This is a genomic window from Streptomyces himalayensis subsp. himalayensis (assembly GCF_013778455.1).
GTDB lineage: Bacteria > Actinomycetota > Actinomycetes > Streptomycetales > Streptomycetaceae > Streptomyces > Streptomyces himalayensis.
Genome location: NZ_JACEHE010000012.1, coordinates 231,799 through 249,377, shown reverse-complemented (window position 1 = coordinate 249,377; position 17,579 = coordinate 231,799). Strand labels below are relative to the sequence as shown.

General features: G+C 70.7%; 14 protein-coding genes. 3 read left to right on the top strand and 11 right to left on the bottom strand.

The window, feature by feature from the left end; genetic code table 11:
• Positions 1 to 88: 88 nt before the first annotated feature.
• From H1D24_RS21080 to H1D24_RS21070, 3 genes are all read right to left on the bottom strand, one after another.
• Positions 89 to 1,591 (bottom strand): aldehyde dehydrogenase family protein, encoded by a 1,503-nt coding sequence (locus H1D24_RS21080; RefSeq protein ID WP_181659175.1) that lies wholly within the window; start codon positions 1,589 to 1,591, stop codon positions 89 to 91.
• A 441-nt stretch (positions 1,592 to 2,032) separates the two neighbouring features.
• The gene (locus H1D24_RS21075; RefSeq protein WP_181659174.1) at positions 2,033 to 3,067 is read right to left on the bottom strand and encodes a questin oxidase family protein; all 1,035 of its coding nucleotides are present in this window, start codon (positions 3,065 to 3,067) and stop codon (positions 2,033 to 2,035) included.
• Between the two features lie 133 nt (positions 3,068 to 3,200).
• Positions 3,201 to 3,416: a DUF397 domain-containing protein gene (locus H1D24_RS21070; protein ID WP_309484400.1), complete on the bottom strand. Its 216-nt coding sequence runs from the start codon at positions 3,414 to 3,416 to the stop codon at positions 3,201 to 3,203.
• Positions 3,417 to 3,693: 277 nt separating this feature from the next.
• On the opposite strand from H1D24_RS21070, the gene H1D24_RS21065 reads away from it, so the two are divergent.
• Positions 3,694 to 4,914 carry an RNA-guided endonuclease InsQ/TnpB family protein gene (locus tag H1D24_RS21065; protein ID WP_181659173.1) on the top strand — a complete coding sequence of 407 codons (1,221 nt, stop codon included), beginning with the start codon at positions 3,694 to 3,696 and terminating at the stop codon, positions 4,912 to 4,914.
• Positions 4,915 to 4,947: 33 nt separating this feature from the next.
• Here H1D24_RS21065 and H1D24_RS21060 read toward each other — a convergent pair whose 3' ends face one another.
• The 6 genes from H1D24_RS21060 to H1D24_RS21035 all read right to left on the bottom strand — a co-directional run bounded on the left by H1D24_RS21060 (position 4,948) and on the right by H1D24_RS21035 (position 12,755).
• Positions 4,948 to 5,193, bottom strand: coding sequence for a helix-turn-helix transcriptional regulator (locus tag H1D24_RS21060; RefSeq protein ID WP_181659172.1), 246 nt, complete (start codon positions 5,191 to 5,193; stop codon positions 4,948 to 4,950).
• A 91-nt stretch (positions 5,194 to 5,284) separates the two neighbouring features.
• A complete protein-coding gene (locus H1D24_RS21055; protein WP_181659171.1) occupies positions 5,285 to 7,099 on the bottom strand; it encodes a sulfatase-like hydrolase/transferase in 1,815 nt (604 codons plus the stop codon).
• A gap of 136 nt (positions 7,100 to 7,235) precedes the next feature.
• The gene (locus H1D24_RS21050; RefSeq protein ID WP_181659170.1) at positions 7,236 to 8,225 is read right to left on the bottom strand and encodes a malate dehydrogenase; all 990 of its coding nucleotides are present in this window, start codon (positions 8,223 to 8,225) and stop codon (positions 7,236 to 7,238) included.
• A 545-nt stretch (positions 8,226 to 8,770) separates the two neighbouring features.
• Positions 8,771 to 9,847 carry an XRE family transcriptional regulator gene (locus tag H1D24_RS21045; RefSeq protein ID WP_181659169.1) on the bottom strand — a complete coding sequence of 359 codons (1,077 nt, stop codon included), beginning with the start codon at positions 9,845 to 9,847 and terminating at the stop codon, positions 8,771 to 8,773.
• A 710-nt stretch (positions 9,848 to 10,557) separates the two neighbouring features.
• On the bottom strand, positions 10,558 to 11,040 hold the full coding sequence (locus H1D24_RS21040) for a DUF3017 domain-containing protein (RefSeq protein ID WP_181659204.1): 483 nt from the start codon (positions 11,038 to 11,040) through the stop codon (positions 10,558 to 10,560).
• Between the two features lie 857 nt (positions 11,041 to 11,897).
• Positions 11,898 to 12,755 (bottom strand): bifunctional methylenetetrahydrofolate dehydrogenase/methenyltetrahydrofolate cyclohydrolase, encoded by an 858-nt coding sequence (locus H1D24_RS21035; protein WP_181659168.1) that lies wholly within the window; start codon positions 12,753 to 12,755, stop codon positions 11,898 to 11,900.
• A 407-nt stretch (positions 12,756 to 13,162) separates the two neighbouring features.
• On the opposite strand from H1D24_RS21035, the gene H1D24_RS21030 reads away from it, so the two are divergent.
• The gene (locus H1D24_RS21030) at positions 13,163 to 13,768 is read left to right on the top strand and encodes an RDD family protein (protein WP_181659167.1); all 606 of its coding nucleotides are present in this window, start codon (positions 13,163 to 13,165) and stop codon (positions 13,766 to 13,768) included.
• A gap of 235 nt (positions 13,769 to 14,003) precedes the next feature.
• Here H1D24_RS21030 and purH read toward each other — a convergent pair whose 3' ends face one another.
• On the bottom strand, positions 14,004 to 15,587 hold the full coding sequence (purH, locus tag H1D24_RS21025; RefSeq protein ID WP_309484399.1) for a bifunctional phosphoribosylaminoimidazolecarboxamide formyltransferase/IMP cyclohydrolase: 1,584 nt from the start codon (positions 15,585 to 15,587) through the stop codon (positions 14,004 to 14,006).
• A 17-nt stretch (positions 15,588 to 15,604) separates the two neighbouring features.
• Entirely contained in the window at positions 15,605 to 16,222 is a 618-nt protein-coding gene (gene purN, locus H1D24_RS21020; RefSeq protein ID WP_181659165.1) for a phosphoribosylglycinamide formyltransferase, read from the bottom strand.
• Between the two features lie 313 nt (positions 16,223 to 16,535).
• Between purN and H1D24_RS21015 the strand changes: the two genes are divergently transcribed.
• Positions 16,536 to 17,432, top strand: coding sequence for a hypothetical protein (locus H1D24_RS21015; RefSeq protein WP_374064279.1), 897 nt, complete (start codon positions 16,536 to 16,538; stop codon positions 17,430 to 17,432).
• The last annotated feature ends 147 nt before the right edge of the window (positions 17,433 to 17,579 follow it).

The window sequence follows — 17,579 nt, the reverse complement described above, 5'->3', positions numbered from 1 at the left end:
CTGTCGTGCAAGGTGCTGCGCGTATGGGGTCTTACCGCGCGTATGGGGTCGTACCGAGGGGTACGACGGCGGGTTCAGCGGCCTCCGCTCAACCCGCGAACCACCGCACCGGGCGCGGGTCCAGGTTCTGGTAGACGTGCTTGCTCTCGCGGTACTCGGCGAGCCCGGCGGGCCCGAGTTCGCGGCCGACCCCGCTCTTGCCGAAGCCGCCCCACTCGGCCTGCGGGAGGTAGGGGTGGAAGTCGTTGATCCACACGGTGCCGTGCCGCAGGCGTCCTGCGACGCGCCGGGCGCGTCCCGCGTCGGCGGTCCAGACGGCGCCCGCGAGCCCGTACTCGGTGTCGTTGGCGAGGGCGACGGCCTCGTCCTCGGTGCGGAAGGTCTCGACGGTGAGCACCGGCCCGAAGACCTCCTCCCGCACGACCCGCATCCCGCGGTGGCAGTGGTCGAGGACGGTCGGCTCGTAGAAGTAGCCGGTGGCGGGCCGGATGCCGGACGGCTCGGGCCGCTGCCCGCCGGTCACCAGCACCGCGCCCTCCTCCAGCGCGGAGGCCACGTAGCCCTCCGTCTTCGCGCGCTGCTGCTCGGATACGAGCGGCCCGCACTCGACGCCGTCCTCGGTGCCGCGGCCGAGCCGGATCTTCGCGGCCCGGCGGGCGAGTTCGGCGACGAAGCGCTCGCGCACCGACTCCTCGATGATGAGCCGGGAGCCCGCGGAGCACACCTGGCCGCTGTGGATGAAGGCGGCGTTGAGCGCCTGGTCGACGGCGGTGTCGAAGCCTTCGTCGGTGGCGCAGGCGTCGGCGAACACGACGTTGGGGTTCTTGCCCCCAAGCTCGAGGGCGACCTTCTTGACGCCGACGGCCGCGGCCTGAGCGACCTTCGTACCGCTGACGAGCCCGCCCGTGAACGACACGAGGTCGACGTCCGGGTGCTCGGCGAACCGCGCACCGACCGAATGACCGGGGCCCGTCACGATGTTGGCGACCCCGGCGGGCAGCCCGGCCTCGACGAGCAGGCCGATCAGCGCGACGGTCGTCATCGGCGTGATCTCGCTCGGCTTGACGACGAACGTGTTGCCGGCCGCCAGCGCGGGTGCGATCTTCCAGCTGGCCTGCAGCAGCGGGTAGTTCCAGGGCGTGATGAGCGCGCAGACGCCGACGGGCTCGTGCACGACGACGCTGTGGACGGTGTCCGTCCCGGCGTCGACGACACGGCCCGCGCCCTCCGCGGCCACGAGGTCGGCGAAGTAGACGAAGGCGTCGGCGACACAGTCGATGTCCACGCGCCCTTCCTCCACCGTCTTACCCGCGTCGCGGCTCTCCAGCAGGCCGAGCTCCTCGCGGTCGCGGCGGAGCAGGCCGGCGACCCGGCGCAGCAGCGCGGCCCGCTCGGCGACGGGCGTCCTGGGCCAGGGGCCCTGGTCGAATGCGGCACGGGCGGCAGCGATGGCGGCGTCCGCGTCCTCGGCACCACCCTCGGCGATCACGGCGAACGGCTTCGCGTCCGCCGGGTCGAGAATCTCCCGCGTGGCACCGGAGAGGGCGCTGCGCCACTCTCCGCCCACATGAATGGTCTTGTGCGACGACACGTCCTGTTCGGCCTTCCACTCCGTCTTTCTGCACGCCGATCACTTTCGGCGATCGCGGGCACCTGCCCTGCCAGGCGGAAAGCATGCACACGGGTCAGCTGAAAGTGCTCTATGTCACTGCATATGCATGTCTTACGGCTCTCCACCCGAATTCACCGTAACCGCCGCCGCGCCAAGCGCCGCTACACACCGCAACCCTGAGGCCTGCCCGCAAAGGCCCAGAACATGACGGCCCGACGGCGAAAGTGCGCGATACCACTGGGAATGGAGACCTCGATCCCTGAAAATACGCTGAGTAGCGATATTCCCTGAGAAAGTGACGCAAGAGACATGAATCAGAGGGATACCGGGCAGTAGCAAAAGGCGCGCGCAGGGAAGACGCGCGCCTAGAAGAACCATCGCGAGGGCATTCACAGAACCGCCGCTACGGGCATTCGCCATTCAGGAAATCGGCTCGCTGAGCTCGATGGCACGTAGAGCGGCGGCGAGCGCCTGTTCGTCGTCACCGATATCCAGTGCGGTGTCGGTCAGCTTGATGACGTGTTCGTCACCGTGCGCCAGGGCGCGCTCGAGGACCTCTTCGGCGGTGATGCGACCGGGCGGCACATAGGGCACCGGCTCACTCGGGGCGTACATCGCCGTCACCGCCGCCGAGGCCAGCCACGCCGCGTGGAGGCTCGGTGCCCACAGGGCACGGGGTAGAGCGGGCAGCGTGCGCAGCACGGCGCTGGGCGCCGTCGCCGCGTGGACCAGCATCGTCTCGTTGCCGTGGCCATGCGTTGCATAGCGATGAGTCGCGGCACGCACCAGCTCGGCGAGCCGCTCCCTGGCCGCGTCCGGGTCGGTCACCTCGCTCGCCCAAGCGGGCAGCCATTCGACGAGGGCCAGCCGGGCCGGGAATCCACCGTGCGGATCCGGGACCGGCGGCACGGCGTCCAGGGCCTCGACGACATCCCCCATCTCATGAACACCGGGAAGCAGCGCGATACCGGAGACAGGATGATGCCGCGCGGCCCAATAACCCAGCCCATGAGCGAGTTCGGTGAGACGAGGAGCACTTCCCCCGCCCTCGATGAGGGCGCGCACGGCATGGCCCACGCGGACCACCGGGTGGGTTGACCCCCCGTACATCCCTGGCAGCAGACGCGGCCACCACGTCGCGAGCAGGTCTCTCCAGGAGCCTTCACCGATGGCGCGCGTGAAGTACGCGATCCAGTCGGCAATCCGACGTGAATCACCCAGCGCAGCAGGCCAGTTGGCATCAGTAACGGACTCCACCGAGCTGGGGAATTCCTCGAGTTTCGCCTCGTACAGATCCAGCCAGCGGTGCACAGCACCCGACTGCCCGTGAGAGGCGAGCGCCTCAACCACCATAGGAGCGTGATTGGTCAGCCGCCCGACCCGCTCCGGCCCCGACACATGCAACCGCTCCAGCGCTTCGTCGAGCACACCCGTCGTATCTCCTGATGTGTCCATGCAAGCACGCTAGTCAGCCGTCTTACGGCTCCGTATCGGTCCCGGGAACGATGCCCGGCCCCGACCAGGACCTACGACCAACGACGTAGCGGCCGGTGAATTCAGCGAACTCACCGCTGCGAGTGCTGACTCGTCAGCGCCAGGACTCGACGAACACCCGCCATGCGCCCGGCCCGAAATGGAGGATTCCGCGGCCGGGGTCCTTGGAGTCACGGACGGCTTGCCGGCCGGACGGGAGGGGGGCGTGTTCGACGCAAGCGTTCTCGGCACCGCTATAGGTGCTCTTGCGCCAGATCAGGCCGTCCAGTTGGCTGATATCAGGGCCTGGCGCATGCTTCGCGAACGTCACGATTCACCTGCTTCTTGCGAGGAGGCCCCGGCGTTCACGCCGGGGAGGAATCGCATCCGGGTGTCGCGACGCGGAGCGTCGCCGCATCCGGTTCAGGGCGCGGAGCGCCCGTACCGCCGTCAGGCGCCGCCGGGGTGATGCGAACGCCCGTACCCCTGATCGCTGGTTGGGGTGGTGGCTGTGGGATCGGGGTACGCATGTGCGGCAGTCGTACGTATGGTCCTTCGGAGGGTTGGGGATGCCATGGCGTCCCGGCCGGGGACCGTGAGGGGGCGCGATGGCGCAGGTGAGGGCGGCTGCGGAGGCCGGGCATGCCCGCTACACCTACCGGCTGCGCGTGTCGTCCACCGCCCGCACCGCCCTGACGGCGGAGTGGGACCGATGCCGGTGGGTGTGGAACGAATGTGTCGCCAAGTCCAAGGCCGTACACCTGCACAACAAGGCCACCGGCCAGAAGGCCACGTGCGGCCCGGCTCAACTCGACAAGATGCTGACCGAAGCCCGCACCCGCACGCCGTGGCTGCGGGCGGGCTCGTCGGTTCCCCAGCAGCAGATCATCCGCGACTTCGGCCGCTCCCGCGCCAAGGCGCAGAAGGACATCACAGAGCGCCTGCCCATGACGCGCCGGGCCAGGATGCCGAAGTGGAAGACCAAGCGCGAGGCACTGCCGACCCTCAACTACACACGGCGTGGGTTCCGTTTGAAGGACGGCCGGCTGCACCTGGCCGGGGGCATCGTCGTAACAGTGGCGTGGTCGCGGGAACTGCCGGCTGAGCCGTCCTCGGTGCGCGTGTACCAGGACAGCCTCGGGCATTGGTACTGCTCGTTCGTCGTCCCCGCCCAGGTTGAGCCCCTGCCGCAGACCGGCCACGCACTCGGTGTCGACTGGGGCGTGAAGGAGACCGCGACCACCACGTCCGACGCGCACGACCTGCCGCACGCCCAGCACGGCAAGAAGGCCCAGACGAAGCTGGCCCGGTACGACCGAATGATGGCCCGCCGCAAGCCGAAGAAGGGCCAGCCCGGATCGAAGGGCTACCGCGAGGCGAAGAAACTGCGGGCCAAGGCGCACAAAAAGGTCGCGAGGCAGCGTGAGGACACCGGTCGCAAGTGGGCCAAGAAGGTTGTCCGCGGCCACGACGCCATCGCTGTCGAGGACTTCCGTCCGAAGTTCCTCGCCAAGACCACCATGGCCCGCAAGGCCGCTGACGCCGCCATCGGCGCCACCAAGGCCGCTCTGACCGAGATGGGCCGCAAGCACGGGCGGAACATCCGCCTCGTACACCCCGCGCACACCACGATGGACTGCGCGCACTGCGATGCGAGAGCCAAGCACGCACTGCCGCTGGGTGAGCGCAGCTACACCTGCACCGCGTGCGGAACCGTGTCCCCACGGGACAAGAACTCCGCACGCGTCATGCTCGTCCGGGCTGGTCTCAACCCGGCTGGTGCTGATGGCGGAAGACCTCCTGGAGCGCTGCTCCAGGAGGCGGCCTGAGCCAGGAATCCCCTCCTTCAGGGAGGGGAGGATTCAATGCTTCCTCCCGTAGACCTCGTCCGTGAGCGGGCGGAACGGTTCGAGCGAGAACAGCGCCTCGACCGGCAGATCGAAGAACCGCGCGATCCTCAGAGCCAGGTCGAGGCTCGGGTTGTACTGCCCCCGCTCGATGTAGCCGATGGTCTGGTAGTGGGCACCCACTGCCTCGGCCAGGCGCTGGCGCGACACCTTCCGCTCCGCGCGCACCATCGCCAGTCTGTTGTGCACCTGCTCGCTCATGTATAAGGAGTACTACATCAGAGAGTAGGGCTGCAACGACTCGAGGGGAAGAGAGTCGCCGTCTCGCGTCAGAAGCCGCAGACGACAGGGCCTAGACCCTGCCCGTCGTCCGCGGCTTCCCCAGCGTCCGCGTCGTCTCGTAGCGCAGTGACGCCTTGCCGGTCGTGCGGGCCGTGCCCACCGCCCTCAGCTGCCAGGCGTCGGCGGGGGCCGGGGCCGGGGGTGTGAGGCGCCAGCGTGTGGCGAGGGATGCGCCGGCGGGGAGGCGGGGGGCGCGGGACTGGGTCAGGGCGTGCACCTGCCAGCCGTCCGGGGCGATCAGGGTGAGCCGGGCATCCGTCCAGACGCGGGACGAGCCGTTGCCGAGGACGGCCTCCAGCGTGAACTCCTCGCCGGTGAACCGCCCTTCGGGGAAGCTGACGATCCGTACGCCGAAGGGCTTGCGCCGGTAGTCGTCGACCCACGCGGAACGGGCTACGGAGACCAGCTCTGCGACCTTCCGAGGGTTGGACGCGGCCAGGTCTTGTGCCTCGCCGAGGTCCGTGGAGAGGCGGTAGAGCTCGGCGCTCCACTGGGCGTCGGGGGCCGTCCGGTCGCGGCCGGGGGCGAAGCGGACCAGCTTCCAGTCGTCCTGGCGTACCGCCTCGGCGAGGCGGCGGATGCGGCCCTTGTCCTGGGCGTTGGCGCGGGGCGTCGAGGCGGGGTCGTTGCGGTAGAAGTACAGCGCGTCATGGCGGGCGGCGGCGGCCTTGGCGTCGCCGCTCAGCAACGGGGCCGCCGACAGCCCGTCGATGTCGGTCGGTGCGGGCGCGCCCGCCAGGTCGGCGAGTGTGGGGAGCAGATCGGTGAGCGGTGTCGGCCGGTCCGTCGTCCCCGCCGCGATCCGGCCCGGGCCCCAGGCGATCAGCGGTGTACGGATGCCGCCCTCGTACAGGTTGCGCTTGTAGCCGCGCAGCGGACCGTTCGCGTCAAACCGGTCGGGGTCGACGCCGCCCTCCTCGTGCGGGCCGTTGTCGCTCGCGACGAGCACGACGGTGTCGTGGGCGATGCCGAGCGCGGTGAGCTTGTCGGCGACCTGGCCGACGAGGGTGTCGAAGTAGGCGACCTGCGCGGCGTGCCCCTTGTCGGCGTCCGGCCACGGCTCGTGGGCGTACTCCCCGAACTCCGGGACGTCGCTGGGGGCGTGCGGCACCGTGGGGGCCAGGTACAGCAGAAACGGCTCGTCGGCGTGGCCGGCGATGAAGTCCAGCGCGCGTGCCGTGATGAGGTCGGGGGCGTACGTCTTCCCGTCCAGGGGCACCTCTTCGCCGTTGTGCCAGAGATACGACGGGTAGTAGCTGTGCGCGTGGCGGTGGCTGATGTAGCCGTAGAACTCCTCGAAGCCACGGGAGTTGGGGTGGCTGGGCTGGCCGACCTGCTCCGGGCCGAACCCCCACTTGCCGATGACGGCGGTGCGGTAGCCGCGGGCGCGCAGCACCTCGGCGAAGGTGGTGTCGTTCGCGGTGAGGGAGCCCTGCGGCGCGTGGAAGGGGTTCTGGCGTACGGTCGCGTGGCCGCTGTGCAGCCCCGTGAGCAGCGAGCAGCGCGAGGGGGCGCAGACCGGTGCGGGCGAATAGGCCGAGGTGAAACGCAGTCCCTCGGTGGCCAGCCGGTCGATCCGCGGGGTGTTGATGATCTTCTGGCCGTACGCTCCGACCTCGCCGTACCCGAGGTCGTCGGCGAGGATGACGACGAGGTTCGGGCGGTCCTCTCGGCGTGCGACGGCGGGCTTCGCGGAGGCGGGCCCGGGAACGGTGTCGGACTCCGCGCCGGTGCCGGAGTCCTTCCCGTCCGATGAGCATCCGGCCAGGGTGGCGAGACCGAGGGTCGCGGCCGAACCGGCAAGAAAAGTGCGGCGATCGGTCATGTTATTGATCATGCATGGCTTTGTGCCGTTACATCCATGCACACCGCATTGCAGTCCTGTGACAGCCCCGTACGTGGAAGGCCTCGGTCCGGTAACGGACCGAGGCCTTACGTCAATGCTGGTCAGCGACTGCGGCTCAGATGAGGCCCAGCGCGCGAACCGCCTCGCGCTCCTCGGACAGCTCCTGGACCGAGGCGTCGATACGGGCGCGGGAGAACTCGTTGATCTCCAGGCCCTGGACGATCTCGTACTTGCCGTCCTTGGTGGTGACGGGGAAGGAGGAGATCAGGCCCTCCGGGACGCCGTAGGAGCCGTCCGACGGGATGCCCATGGAGGTCCAGTTGCCCTCGGCCGTGCCGTTGACCCAGGTGTACACGTGGTCGATGGCGGCGTTGGCGGCGGAGGCGGCCGACGAGGCGCCACGGGCCTCGATGATCGCGGCGCCGCGCTTGGCGACGGTCGGGATGAAGTCCTCGGCCAGCCACTTCTCGTCGTTCACGGTCTCGGCGGCGTTCTTACCGGCGACCGTGGCGTGGAAGATGTCCGGGTACTGGGTGGCGGAGTGGTTGCCCCAGATGGTCAGGCGCTTGATGTCGGCGACCGTGGTGCCCGTCTTCTTCGCGAGCTGGGTGAGCGCGCGGTTGTGGTCGAGGCGGGTCATCGCGGTGAAGCGCTCGGCCGGTACGTCCGGAGCGGCGGCCTGGGCGATGAGGGCGTTGGTGTTGGCCGGGTTGCCGACGACGAGGACCTTGATGTCGTCCGCGGCGTGGTCGTTGATGGCCTTGCCCTGCGGCTTGAAGATGCCACCGTTGGCCTCGAGGAGGTCACCGCGCTCCATGCCCTTGGTGCGGGGACGGGCACCGACCAGCAGCGCCACGTTGGCACCGTCGAAGGCGACGTTCGGGTCGTCGGTGATCTCGATGCCCTGGAGCAGCGGGAACGCACAGTCGTCCAGCTCCATGGCGGTGCCCTCGGCGGCCTTCAGCGCCGGGGTGATCTCCAGCAGACGCAGCTTGACCGGCACGTCCGCGCCCAGCAGCTGACCGGAGGCGATGCGGAAGAGCAGCGCGTATCCGATCTGGCCGGCCGCGCCGGTGACGGTGACATTCACGGGAGTGCGGGTCATGGCGATCTCCGTAGGACAGCGGTCTTTGATCGATCTCTCGGCGTCAAGAGATCCACCGGTCAGGCTATCGCGCCTGGGACACGGTGGCCCCCCACACCCCTGTGGCCCGGCCCACATGGCGCGGATACGGGGCCCTTGTCGCCGATACGGGCGCATGCCGCCGATTCGGGGCCCTTGTCGCCGACACGGCGCGCACGACACGGAGTCGAGCCCATGCCGCCGGTACGGGACCCATTCCGCCGGTACGGGGTGCATGCCACTGATCTCGACCATGCCCTGATACGGGTCAGCGGTCAGACATGCCGCCGCCACGCACAGAAGCGGCGGCCGCCTGCCCGGGAGAGGTGGGGCAACGGCGGCCGCCGTGGGGTGCCGGGGTGCGAATGGTGTCCTTGACAGCACCGCACTCCCGTGGGGGTATTGTCCGCCTGCCCCGGACCGGGGCAGGCATTCCCCCATTTCCCGAACTCGTTGGAATTACTTCTCACGGACCCCTCTGACGCCGCCGTGGAGACCCTCAACACTCCCGACGGCGTCACGAAGTACTACTCGGTGCAGCCCTTCTGACCAGCCTTCAGGGTTGCGCAGGCCGTCGCGTCGGTGGCGTCCTTGACGGCCACCATCGGCGTATACGCGTCGGCGTCGCCGTCCACCGTGCCGTTCTGCTCGGTGGCCCCGGAGGTGATCTGGACCTTGTCGCCCGCGGCCGCCTGGGTGATGCGCGCCCAGGCCGCGCCGCAGGTCTTGCTGTAGCGGACCTCGACGAGGGCCGTACCCACCGTGACGCTGGTGGTGGTCCTCGCCAACTCGCCGCCGCAGCCCATGGTCTCCGGGTCCTTGCCCGTGCAGTCCTTGCCGCTGCACTGGACGCCTTCCGGCAGATTCGCGTTGCTCGTGGTCGGCGTGGCCGAGGGCGCCTTGCCTTCGGTGCCGCCCTTGGTGTCGTCGCCCGGGTCGACGAGCAGGACGGCGGCGGCGATCACGATGAGCGCGCCGACGACGCCCGCGAGGAACATCGTCAGTCTGCGCCCCCGCCGCTGCCGGTCGGGAGAGCCGCCGGGGCCGGGCGCCGTGCCCGCCGGGCCGGGGCGTCCGGGCGGCGCTGCGACGGAACCCCGGCCGTCTCCGGCCGAGACTCCCTCCATGTCCGGCGCGGAGGGCTGCAGCGGAACGCTGGGGGCCACTCCGGCGGGACCGGCCACGCCCGTGACCGGGCCCGCCGTCCCGACACCGGCACTCTTCTGGGCGGTCCGGCCGTTCTTGCTCTTGACGGGGGTCGGCCCGAACTCCCCGAGCGCGGCGCGCGCCTGGGATATCCGGATCGCCTCCATGGTCATGTCGTGGCGCATCTCGGAGCGGCTCCAGGCGCGCTCCGCGAGCTCCCACATGGTCGTCAGATGGATGGGGTTGGTACCGGTCACCTCGGCCAGCGCGACGATCGCGCCCTTGGGCGCGAGCAGCCGGCCGTTCAGATAGCGCTCCCACGACGTCTTGCTGTAGCCGGTGCGGTCTGCCACCGCGGCGATGCTCAAACCGCTCCGGTCGACGAGCCTGCGCAGCTGGCTGGCAAACTCCCTGACCTGCGGATCGAGCTCCTGCGGCAGCTCCCTCCAACGAGGCATTGCTTCCCCCCTCTTACCCCCGATACGTGCCCTGTTGCCCGCGCTCTCCCCGCCGGCGGTGCCTCTGCCCGGCCCCCGTTCTGACTACCCAGAGGGATGCGCCGAGCCAGGATCTCAGTTCCGCCAGTGGGGGCGCACAGGAGCATTCGAGCCACCGGCATGCACCGTTGCACGCCCGACGGTCTCCGGTCCAGTTTTCCATCGGTACCGCGAATTACCGGACGAATCACCGTTCTACGTCGGGGACGCCCCAAGGAATCCCGAGGCGCCCGATTGCTCACGTTAGCCCCGCCGTCGCGAGCGATGGTCGTAAATCCTTGAACTTGTCGCCACATCGTCACACAGCGAGCGTGCGGTCACGCAATTGGAGCCCAGCGATCCGGAGTTGGAGAGTCCGATTCCGTTCACCGGGGCGACGTACCGCTCGCCACGATGCCGTCAGGACGCCCGTTGCGGGCCGCGCACACCGTGGCGGAACGGTCACTTCCGTGCCACAGCTGCCCGGCCTCCCTTGATCCTTCTTGTCACGTCCATGACTCTGAACGCAGGGACGGCGCCCGTCCTCCCTCGGGGGAGGGGACGGACGCCGTCCTCTCGCACGTCGGAGGCCGCGTCAGCTAAGTCGGTACGGCGCGTCAGCCAAGTCGGTACTGGCGCGTCAGCCGAATCCCGATCGTGAGGCCGCTCCGGAGGCCGCATCCCGGGTCGCGTCAGCTGATCGTGAAGTGCAGCGCGTCGTCCAGGAACGGGATCTTCAGCCACGGCTCTGGCTGCACCATCATCGCGAGCAGCACGATGGCCACGCCCAGCACGCCGTACGTGACCATGTCCGTGAAGCGCGAACGCACGGCGAGCATGCCCACGGAGGGCAGCGTCCAGCGCATGACGGCGCCCGCCATCAGCGCGACGCCGATCACCATCGTGCCGATGCGGAACAGGTCGAACGCCGTCAGCAGGAGACCGAGCCCGACCAGCGAGAGCACCGCGAGCACGGGCCACTGCCGGGCCGGGGCCGGGGCGTCCCCAGAGGCCGCCCGGCCACCGCCCTCAGGCCGGGCGGTGTCGCGCGTGAACAGAGGGAACCGCCGCGAGGTGCGCTGCGGCCGCCCGTCCGACCCGACGGTGCTGACCGCCCCCTTGGCACTCGGCCCGTCCTCGTGTGCCGCGGACTGGCCGAACGACCCTGACTCCACGCCCGTCCCCGGCCCCGCGTTCCACGCACGCTCGCCACCTTGCGACTGCTTAGCACGCAAAGGCCGCTTCTCCTCCTTCGAGCGATCCGCAGCCGACGCCCGCTCTGCGGCCGACGACTCCCCGGCATACGCCCGCTCCGCGCCCGCGGGCTCCTCACCCGACAGCGCCGCGGCCGGCGCCCGTTCTCCGGCAGGCAAGGGCTCCGAATCCGGCGACCGCTCCCCGGAAGGCGCGGGCCCCTTGACGCGCGCGGACTCCGAGGCCGAGGACGGCTCCCCGCCCCGGGACCGCTCCACGCCCACGGACCCTTCGCCCGATCGCACGGCACCCGACACCCGCTCCGCCATGGACGCCGCCCCCTCGACAGACGCGAGCTCCGCACCCGACGCAGGCTCCCCGGCAGACGCGGACTCCGCGACAGACGCCGGCTCCGCGGTCGGCGCGGACTCCGCATCCCGCAGCCGCTCCCCGTCCGAGGCCGACTCCGTCGCCCCGGGCCGCCGAGCGTCACCCGTCGGCTGGTGGGCGTCACCCACTGACCGCTCGACCGCCGACCGCTCGGCGTCACGCGCCGGGCGACGGGCGTCCCTCGCCGTCTGCAGGGCGTCAGCCGCCGACAGTCCGGCCGTCCCCGGCGGCAGCCGGCCGTCACCCGCCGCCTGCCGGCCGTCACGCGCCGACCGCCCTGCGGTCCCCGTCGGCCGCCGGGCGGCACGCTCCGCGTGCCCGGTGTCCGCAGCCGTCCCGGGTTCGTCGCTCGCCTCTGCGTTCATGCGTCTGCCTCTGCGTTCATCCGTTCGCCCTGCGTTCCGTTGCCGGCTGCCGCCCCATCCGTGCGGCGACCCGTCAGGACGGGTTACTCGGCGGCGGAGCGTTCCGCGGCCTCCACGACGTTGACGAGGAGCTGGGCCCGGGTCATCGGGCCGACGCCGCCCGGGTTGGGCGAGAGCCAGCCGGCGACCTCGGCGACGCCCGGGTGGACGTCCCCGACGATCTTGCCGCTCTCGTCGCGCGAGACGCCGACGTCCAGGACGGCCGCGCCGGGCTTCACATCCTCGGGCTTGATCAGGTGCGGCACACCGGCCGCGGCGACGATGATGTCCGCCCGCCTGAGGTGCGCGGACAGATCGCGCGTACCGGTGTGGCACTGCGTCACCGTCGCGTTCTCCGAGCGGCGCGTGAGCAGCAGCGGCATCGGTCGGCCGATGGTGACGCCGCGGCCGACGACGACCACCTCGGCGCCCCGGATCTCCACTCCGTGCTGCCGCAGCAGCCGGATGATGCCGTACGGGGTGCAGGGCAGCGGGGCCGGCTCGTTCAGGACGAGGCGGCCGAGGTTCATCGGGTGCAGCCCGTCGGCGTCCTTGGCGGGGTCCATCAGCTCGAGGACGCGGTTCTCGTCGATGCCCTTGGGCAGCGGCAGCTGGACGATGTACCCGGTGCAGGCCGGGTCCTCGTTGAGCTCGCGTACGACCGCCTCGATCTCCTCCTGGGTGGCGGAGGCGGGCAGTTCACGCTGGATGGAGGCGATGCCGACCTGGGCGCAGTCGCGGTGCTTGCCCGCGACGTACTTCTGGCTGCCCGGGTCCTCCCCGACCAGCAGCGTACCGAGGCCGGGCGTGACGCCCTTCTCCTTCAGGGCCGCGACACGGGCGGCCAGGTCGGACTTGATCGCGGCAGCGGTGGCCTTGCCATCGAGAATCTGGGCAGTCATGCCCCCATCCTCGCGGATGACACGGTCCTGGTTCCAATCCGGTCCCAGCGGGTCCGGTCCCGGCACGCCCGCGGCCCGGCACCCGCCGTTCCGATCCGGACACCCCGACGTTCCGGTCCGAGGCACGCCCAACCACCGGGATCGGGTCCCTGCGCCGCCCCGACGTGATCGGCAACCCGCCGGGGCCGGGCCGGGCCCTCGCGGTCGATGTGACGCGATTCCACCATGATCAGCCAGGTTGCGCTTGCACAACACATAGGGAATGCGGCTGGACAAGTCAGCGGCGGCTAAAGAACGATGAGCGTCGCACTGCCGCGGACAGCGCCGGGGGGACGAACCGCATCAGTAGAACTTTCCTCCGAGCCGGCCGCGTCGTCCCCGCGCCATCAACGGAGGAAAGACCGCCCATGAGTTTCGGCGACCCGAACAACCCTTACGGGACCCCGCCCCAGCAGCCGGCCCAGCCGGGCTACGGCTACCCCCAGCAGCAGCCCCAGCCCGGCGGCTACCCGCAGGCCCCGCAGGGCGTCCCGCCCCAGCAGGGCTACGGCTACCCGCAGCAGCCGGCCCAGGCGTACCCCGGATACGGGCAGCAGCAGGCGTACGGGGGTACGCCGCCGTACGCGCACTGGGGTCTGCGCTTCCTGGCGACCCTCGTGGACGGCCTGGTCTTCCTCGTGCCCTACGCCATCGTCCTCATCGGTGCCGCCGCCGGCGAGAACGCAGCCACGATCCTCTCCCTGATCGGCGGCGTGGCGATACTCGCCGTCGCGATCTGGCAGCTGATCCAGGAGGGCAAGACCGGCCAGACCATCGGCAAGAAGGCCCTCGGCATCCGGCTGCTGCGCGAGAGCGACGGCCGCCCGCTCGGCGTCGGCATGGCGTTCGTGCGCCGTCTCGCCCACTTCCTCGACAGCATCGCCTGCTACCTCGGCTGGCTGTGGCCGCTGTGGGACGCCAAGAAGCAGACCTTCGCGGACAAGGTGTGCGGCTCGGTGGTCGTCAAGGGCTGACGCCCGAAGCTCACCGCAGGGATACCCGCACGCTGTTCCCCAAAGGGCCGCGCCTCCCCGTCGCAAGGGAGGCGCGGCCCTTGGCGTCTCTCTGCGCCGGCTCCATGGTCCCGGCGATCCCGGGCCCGGCCGCCTGCTTCCCCAGGTGAACGCAGCGGGGCGGCCTCCGGCCTCCGCGAGGGAGGGACGGGGGCCGCCCCGCTGTGCGGGCCGGTCACTTGCCGGCAACCGGCGATCAGTGGAAGAAGTGCCGCGTACCCGTGAAGTACATCGTCACGCCCGCCTTCTGCGCGGCCTCGACGACCTGCTCGTCGCGGACCGAACCGCCGGGCTGGACAACGGCCTTGACGCCCGCCTCGGTGAGGATCTCGAGGCCGTCGGGGAACGGGAAGAACGCGTCCGACGCGGCGTACGAGCCCTGGGCGCGCTCGGCGCCGGCCCGCTCGACGGCGAGCTTCGCGGAGTCGACGCGGTTGACCTGGCCCATGCCGACGCCGACAGAGGCGCCGTCCTTGGCGAGCAGGATCGCGTTGGACTTGACGGCACGGCAGGCCCGCCAGGCGAAGGCGAGTTCGGCGAGTTCGTCCTCGGACAGCGGCTCGCCGGTGGCGAGGGTCCAGGTGGCCGGGTCGTCGCCGTCGGCCTGGAGCCGGTCGGTGACCTGGAGCAGCGCGCCGCCGTCGATGGGCTTGACCTCGACCGGGGCGGACGGGGCGTCGGGGCAGCGCAGTACACGGATGTTCTTCTTGCGGGCGAGGATCTCGACCGCCCCGGCCTCGTAGTAGGGCGCCACGATGACCTCGGTGAAGATCTCGGCGACCTGCTCGGCCATCTCCACGGTCACCGGCCGGTTGACGGCGATGACGCCGCCGAAGGCGGACAGCGGGTCGCATGCGTGCGCCTTGCGGTGGGCCTCGCCGACGTCCGCGCCGATCGCGATGCCGCACGGGTTGGCGTGCTTGATGATCGCGACGCAGGGCTCCGGGTGGTCGTACGCCGCCCGGCGCGCGGCCTCGGTGTCCGTGTAGTTGTTGTACGACATCTCCTTGCCGTGCAGCTGCTCGGCCTCGGCAAGGCCGCCCGTGCCGTCCACGTAGAGGGCGGCGTCCTGGTGCGGGTTCTCGCCGTAGCGCAGGGTGTTCTTGCGCTCGAAGGTGGCACCGATGAAGTCGGGGAAGCTGCCCGCGGCGGAGCCGCTGTCAGCCGCAGCGTCGACCGGGGCGTACTCGCTCGCGAACCAGGAGGCGACCGCGACGTCGTACGAGGCGGTGTGCTGGAACGCTTCGGCAGCGAGCCGCTTGCGGGCGCCCAGGTCGAAGCCGCCGCCGCGGACGGCGGCGAGCACGTCGCCGTACCGCTCGGGACTGGTGACCACAGCCACGGACGGGTGGTTCTTGGCGGCGGCGCGGACCATCGACGGGCCGCCGATGTCGATCTGCTCGACGCACTCGTCCGGCGAGGCGCCGGACGCGACGGTCTCGCGGAACGGGTAGAGGTTGACGATCACCAGCTGGAACGGCTCCACGCCCAGCTCGGCGAGCTGCCGCTGGTGGTCCTCGAGCCGCAGGTCGGCGAGGATCCCGGCGTGCACGCGCGGGTGCAGCGTCTTGACGCGGCCGTCGAGGCACTCGGGGAAGCCGGTGAGGTCCTCGACCTTGGTGACCGGCACGCCAGCGGCGGCGATCTTCGCGGCGGTGGAGCCGGTGGACACCAGCTCGACGCCCGCCTCGTGCAGCCCGCGCGCGAGCTCCTCGAGTCCGGTCTTGTCGTAGACGCTGACCAGCGCCCGGCGGATGGCCCGCTTCGTGTCCTGAGTCACCTGCGTACCTTCGGCGGTCACGGGATAACTACCTTTCGTCCCTCAATGCGAAAGCCGTCGCGGGCCAGACGCCCCACGGCCTCGACGAGCAGCCTTCGCTCGACTTCCTTGATGCGCTCGTGCAGAGCGCTCTCGTCGTCCTCGTCCCGGACCTCGACCACGCCCTGAGCGATGATCGGGCCGGTGTCGACGCCGTCGTCGACGAAGTGGACGGTGCATCCGGTGACCTTGACGCCGTGCGCGAGGGCGTCGCGCACACCGTGGGCTCCGGGAAAACTGGGCAGCAGCGCGGGGTGGGTGTTCACGAACCGCCCGCCGAACCGGGCCAGGAATTCCTTCCCGACGATCTTCATGAATCCGGCCGAGACGACGAGATCCGGCTCGTAGGCGGCGACGGCCTCGGTAAGCGCCGCGTCCCACGCCTCCCGGCTCTCGTAGTCCTTCACCTTCCGCACAAACGTCGGCAGACCGGCGCGTTCGGCGCGTTCGAGCCCGGCGATGGAGTCGCGGTCGGCACCGACGGCGACGATCTCGGCCCCATAGGCCTCGGGTCCCTGCGCCGCGATGGCATCGAGCAGAGCCTGCAGATTCGTACCTGATCCGGAGACCAGCACGACGAGGCGCTTGGCGGCCACGGCGGGGCCCTTTCTCACGGGAGCTGTCTTTGTACGGTCGTACGAAAGCTTCGCGTCCCTCGATACGGGGAACTCTACGAAGCGGCCGACCGTCAGCAACGATACCGGCACATGGGGCGGCCCCCGGGGGACGGGGGCGTGGCCGGAAGGTAGCGTCTGGGGAGGATCCGTCCCCGAGACGCCGTCAAGACGCCCGAGGGACCGGGGACGACGCCCGGAAGAACCGCCACCGGACCGACGAACTGCCAACTGATCAACGCCAGATCGACGCCAGATCGACCAAGGGGAAGACGCACACCTGATGCCGGACCTGATGCCGGGCCGAAGCCTCCGCCTCCCGCTGTCCTTCGCGTACGGGCTCACGCAGGGGCCCTCTGTGTACGGGCTCGCGCCGGGACGGGAGCGCGGCTCGACCCTGCTGCGGGACCGCCGGCCCGCCCCGCCGCCGGCCACGCCGGAGGGCGGCGACGCGAACGGGTCGGGGAGCGGCGGTCAGGACTCCGCCGGGTCCCCGCAGGGCTCGTCCTCGTCTCCTCAGGGCTCGTCTCAGGACGACAACCCCTTCGCGCCGCCGCCGGAGGGGACGCCGGACCGCCCGTGGCAGCCCCGCCGCCCTGCCAACGGGCAGGACTCCGACCAGGGCTCCGGACGGAGCCGTTCCCCTTGGGGCCGGCAGTGGAGCGACCAGCAGCCGGGCCGCTCCCCCGGCGGCTTCGGCGAGCGGCCCGGCGGGCAGGGCGGCCCCGAGGGCCCGCCCGGTCTGCGCTGGGACCCCACGGACCCCGTACAGCGTCGCGCTCGCTACGCGCTGCTCTCCGGCATGTGGGCCTTCTTCTTCGCGCTCTTCAGCTGGCCGTACGTGGCGCTGCTGCTCGGTGCGCTGGCGCTGTACTGGGGGATCAGCGCGCTGCGCGCCAAGCCGCGCACGCCGGACCCGACGGCTCCGGCACCGGCATCGACCCCGGCGCCTGCGTCCGGCGCCGGTGGCGGTGGCGGTGGCGGTGGCGCGAAGCCGCAGACCACGGCGGCGGTCAGCGGTCTGGTGACGGGGGCGCTCGCGCTGGCCATGGTGGCGGCGACGTTCGCCGCGCAGCTTGTGTACCGGGACTACTACACATGCGTGAGCGATGCGCTCACGAACTCGGCGAAGCAGTCGTGCGAGCGTCTGCTGCCGGAGGAGGTCCGGCCGCTGTTGGGGACGCGGAGCTGATCTTGGGGGCGCCGCGCCCCCAGAGCCCGACGACTGCTCACGGGCCGCACGGGAGGAACGACTGCCCACAACGGTAGCGACAGGGTGCTAGTGTCCTGCGCCGGTAGTCCGTCGTTAGATCTTGTATGGGTTCTTCTGCCGGGGTAC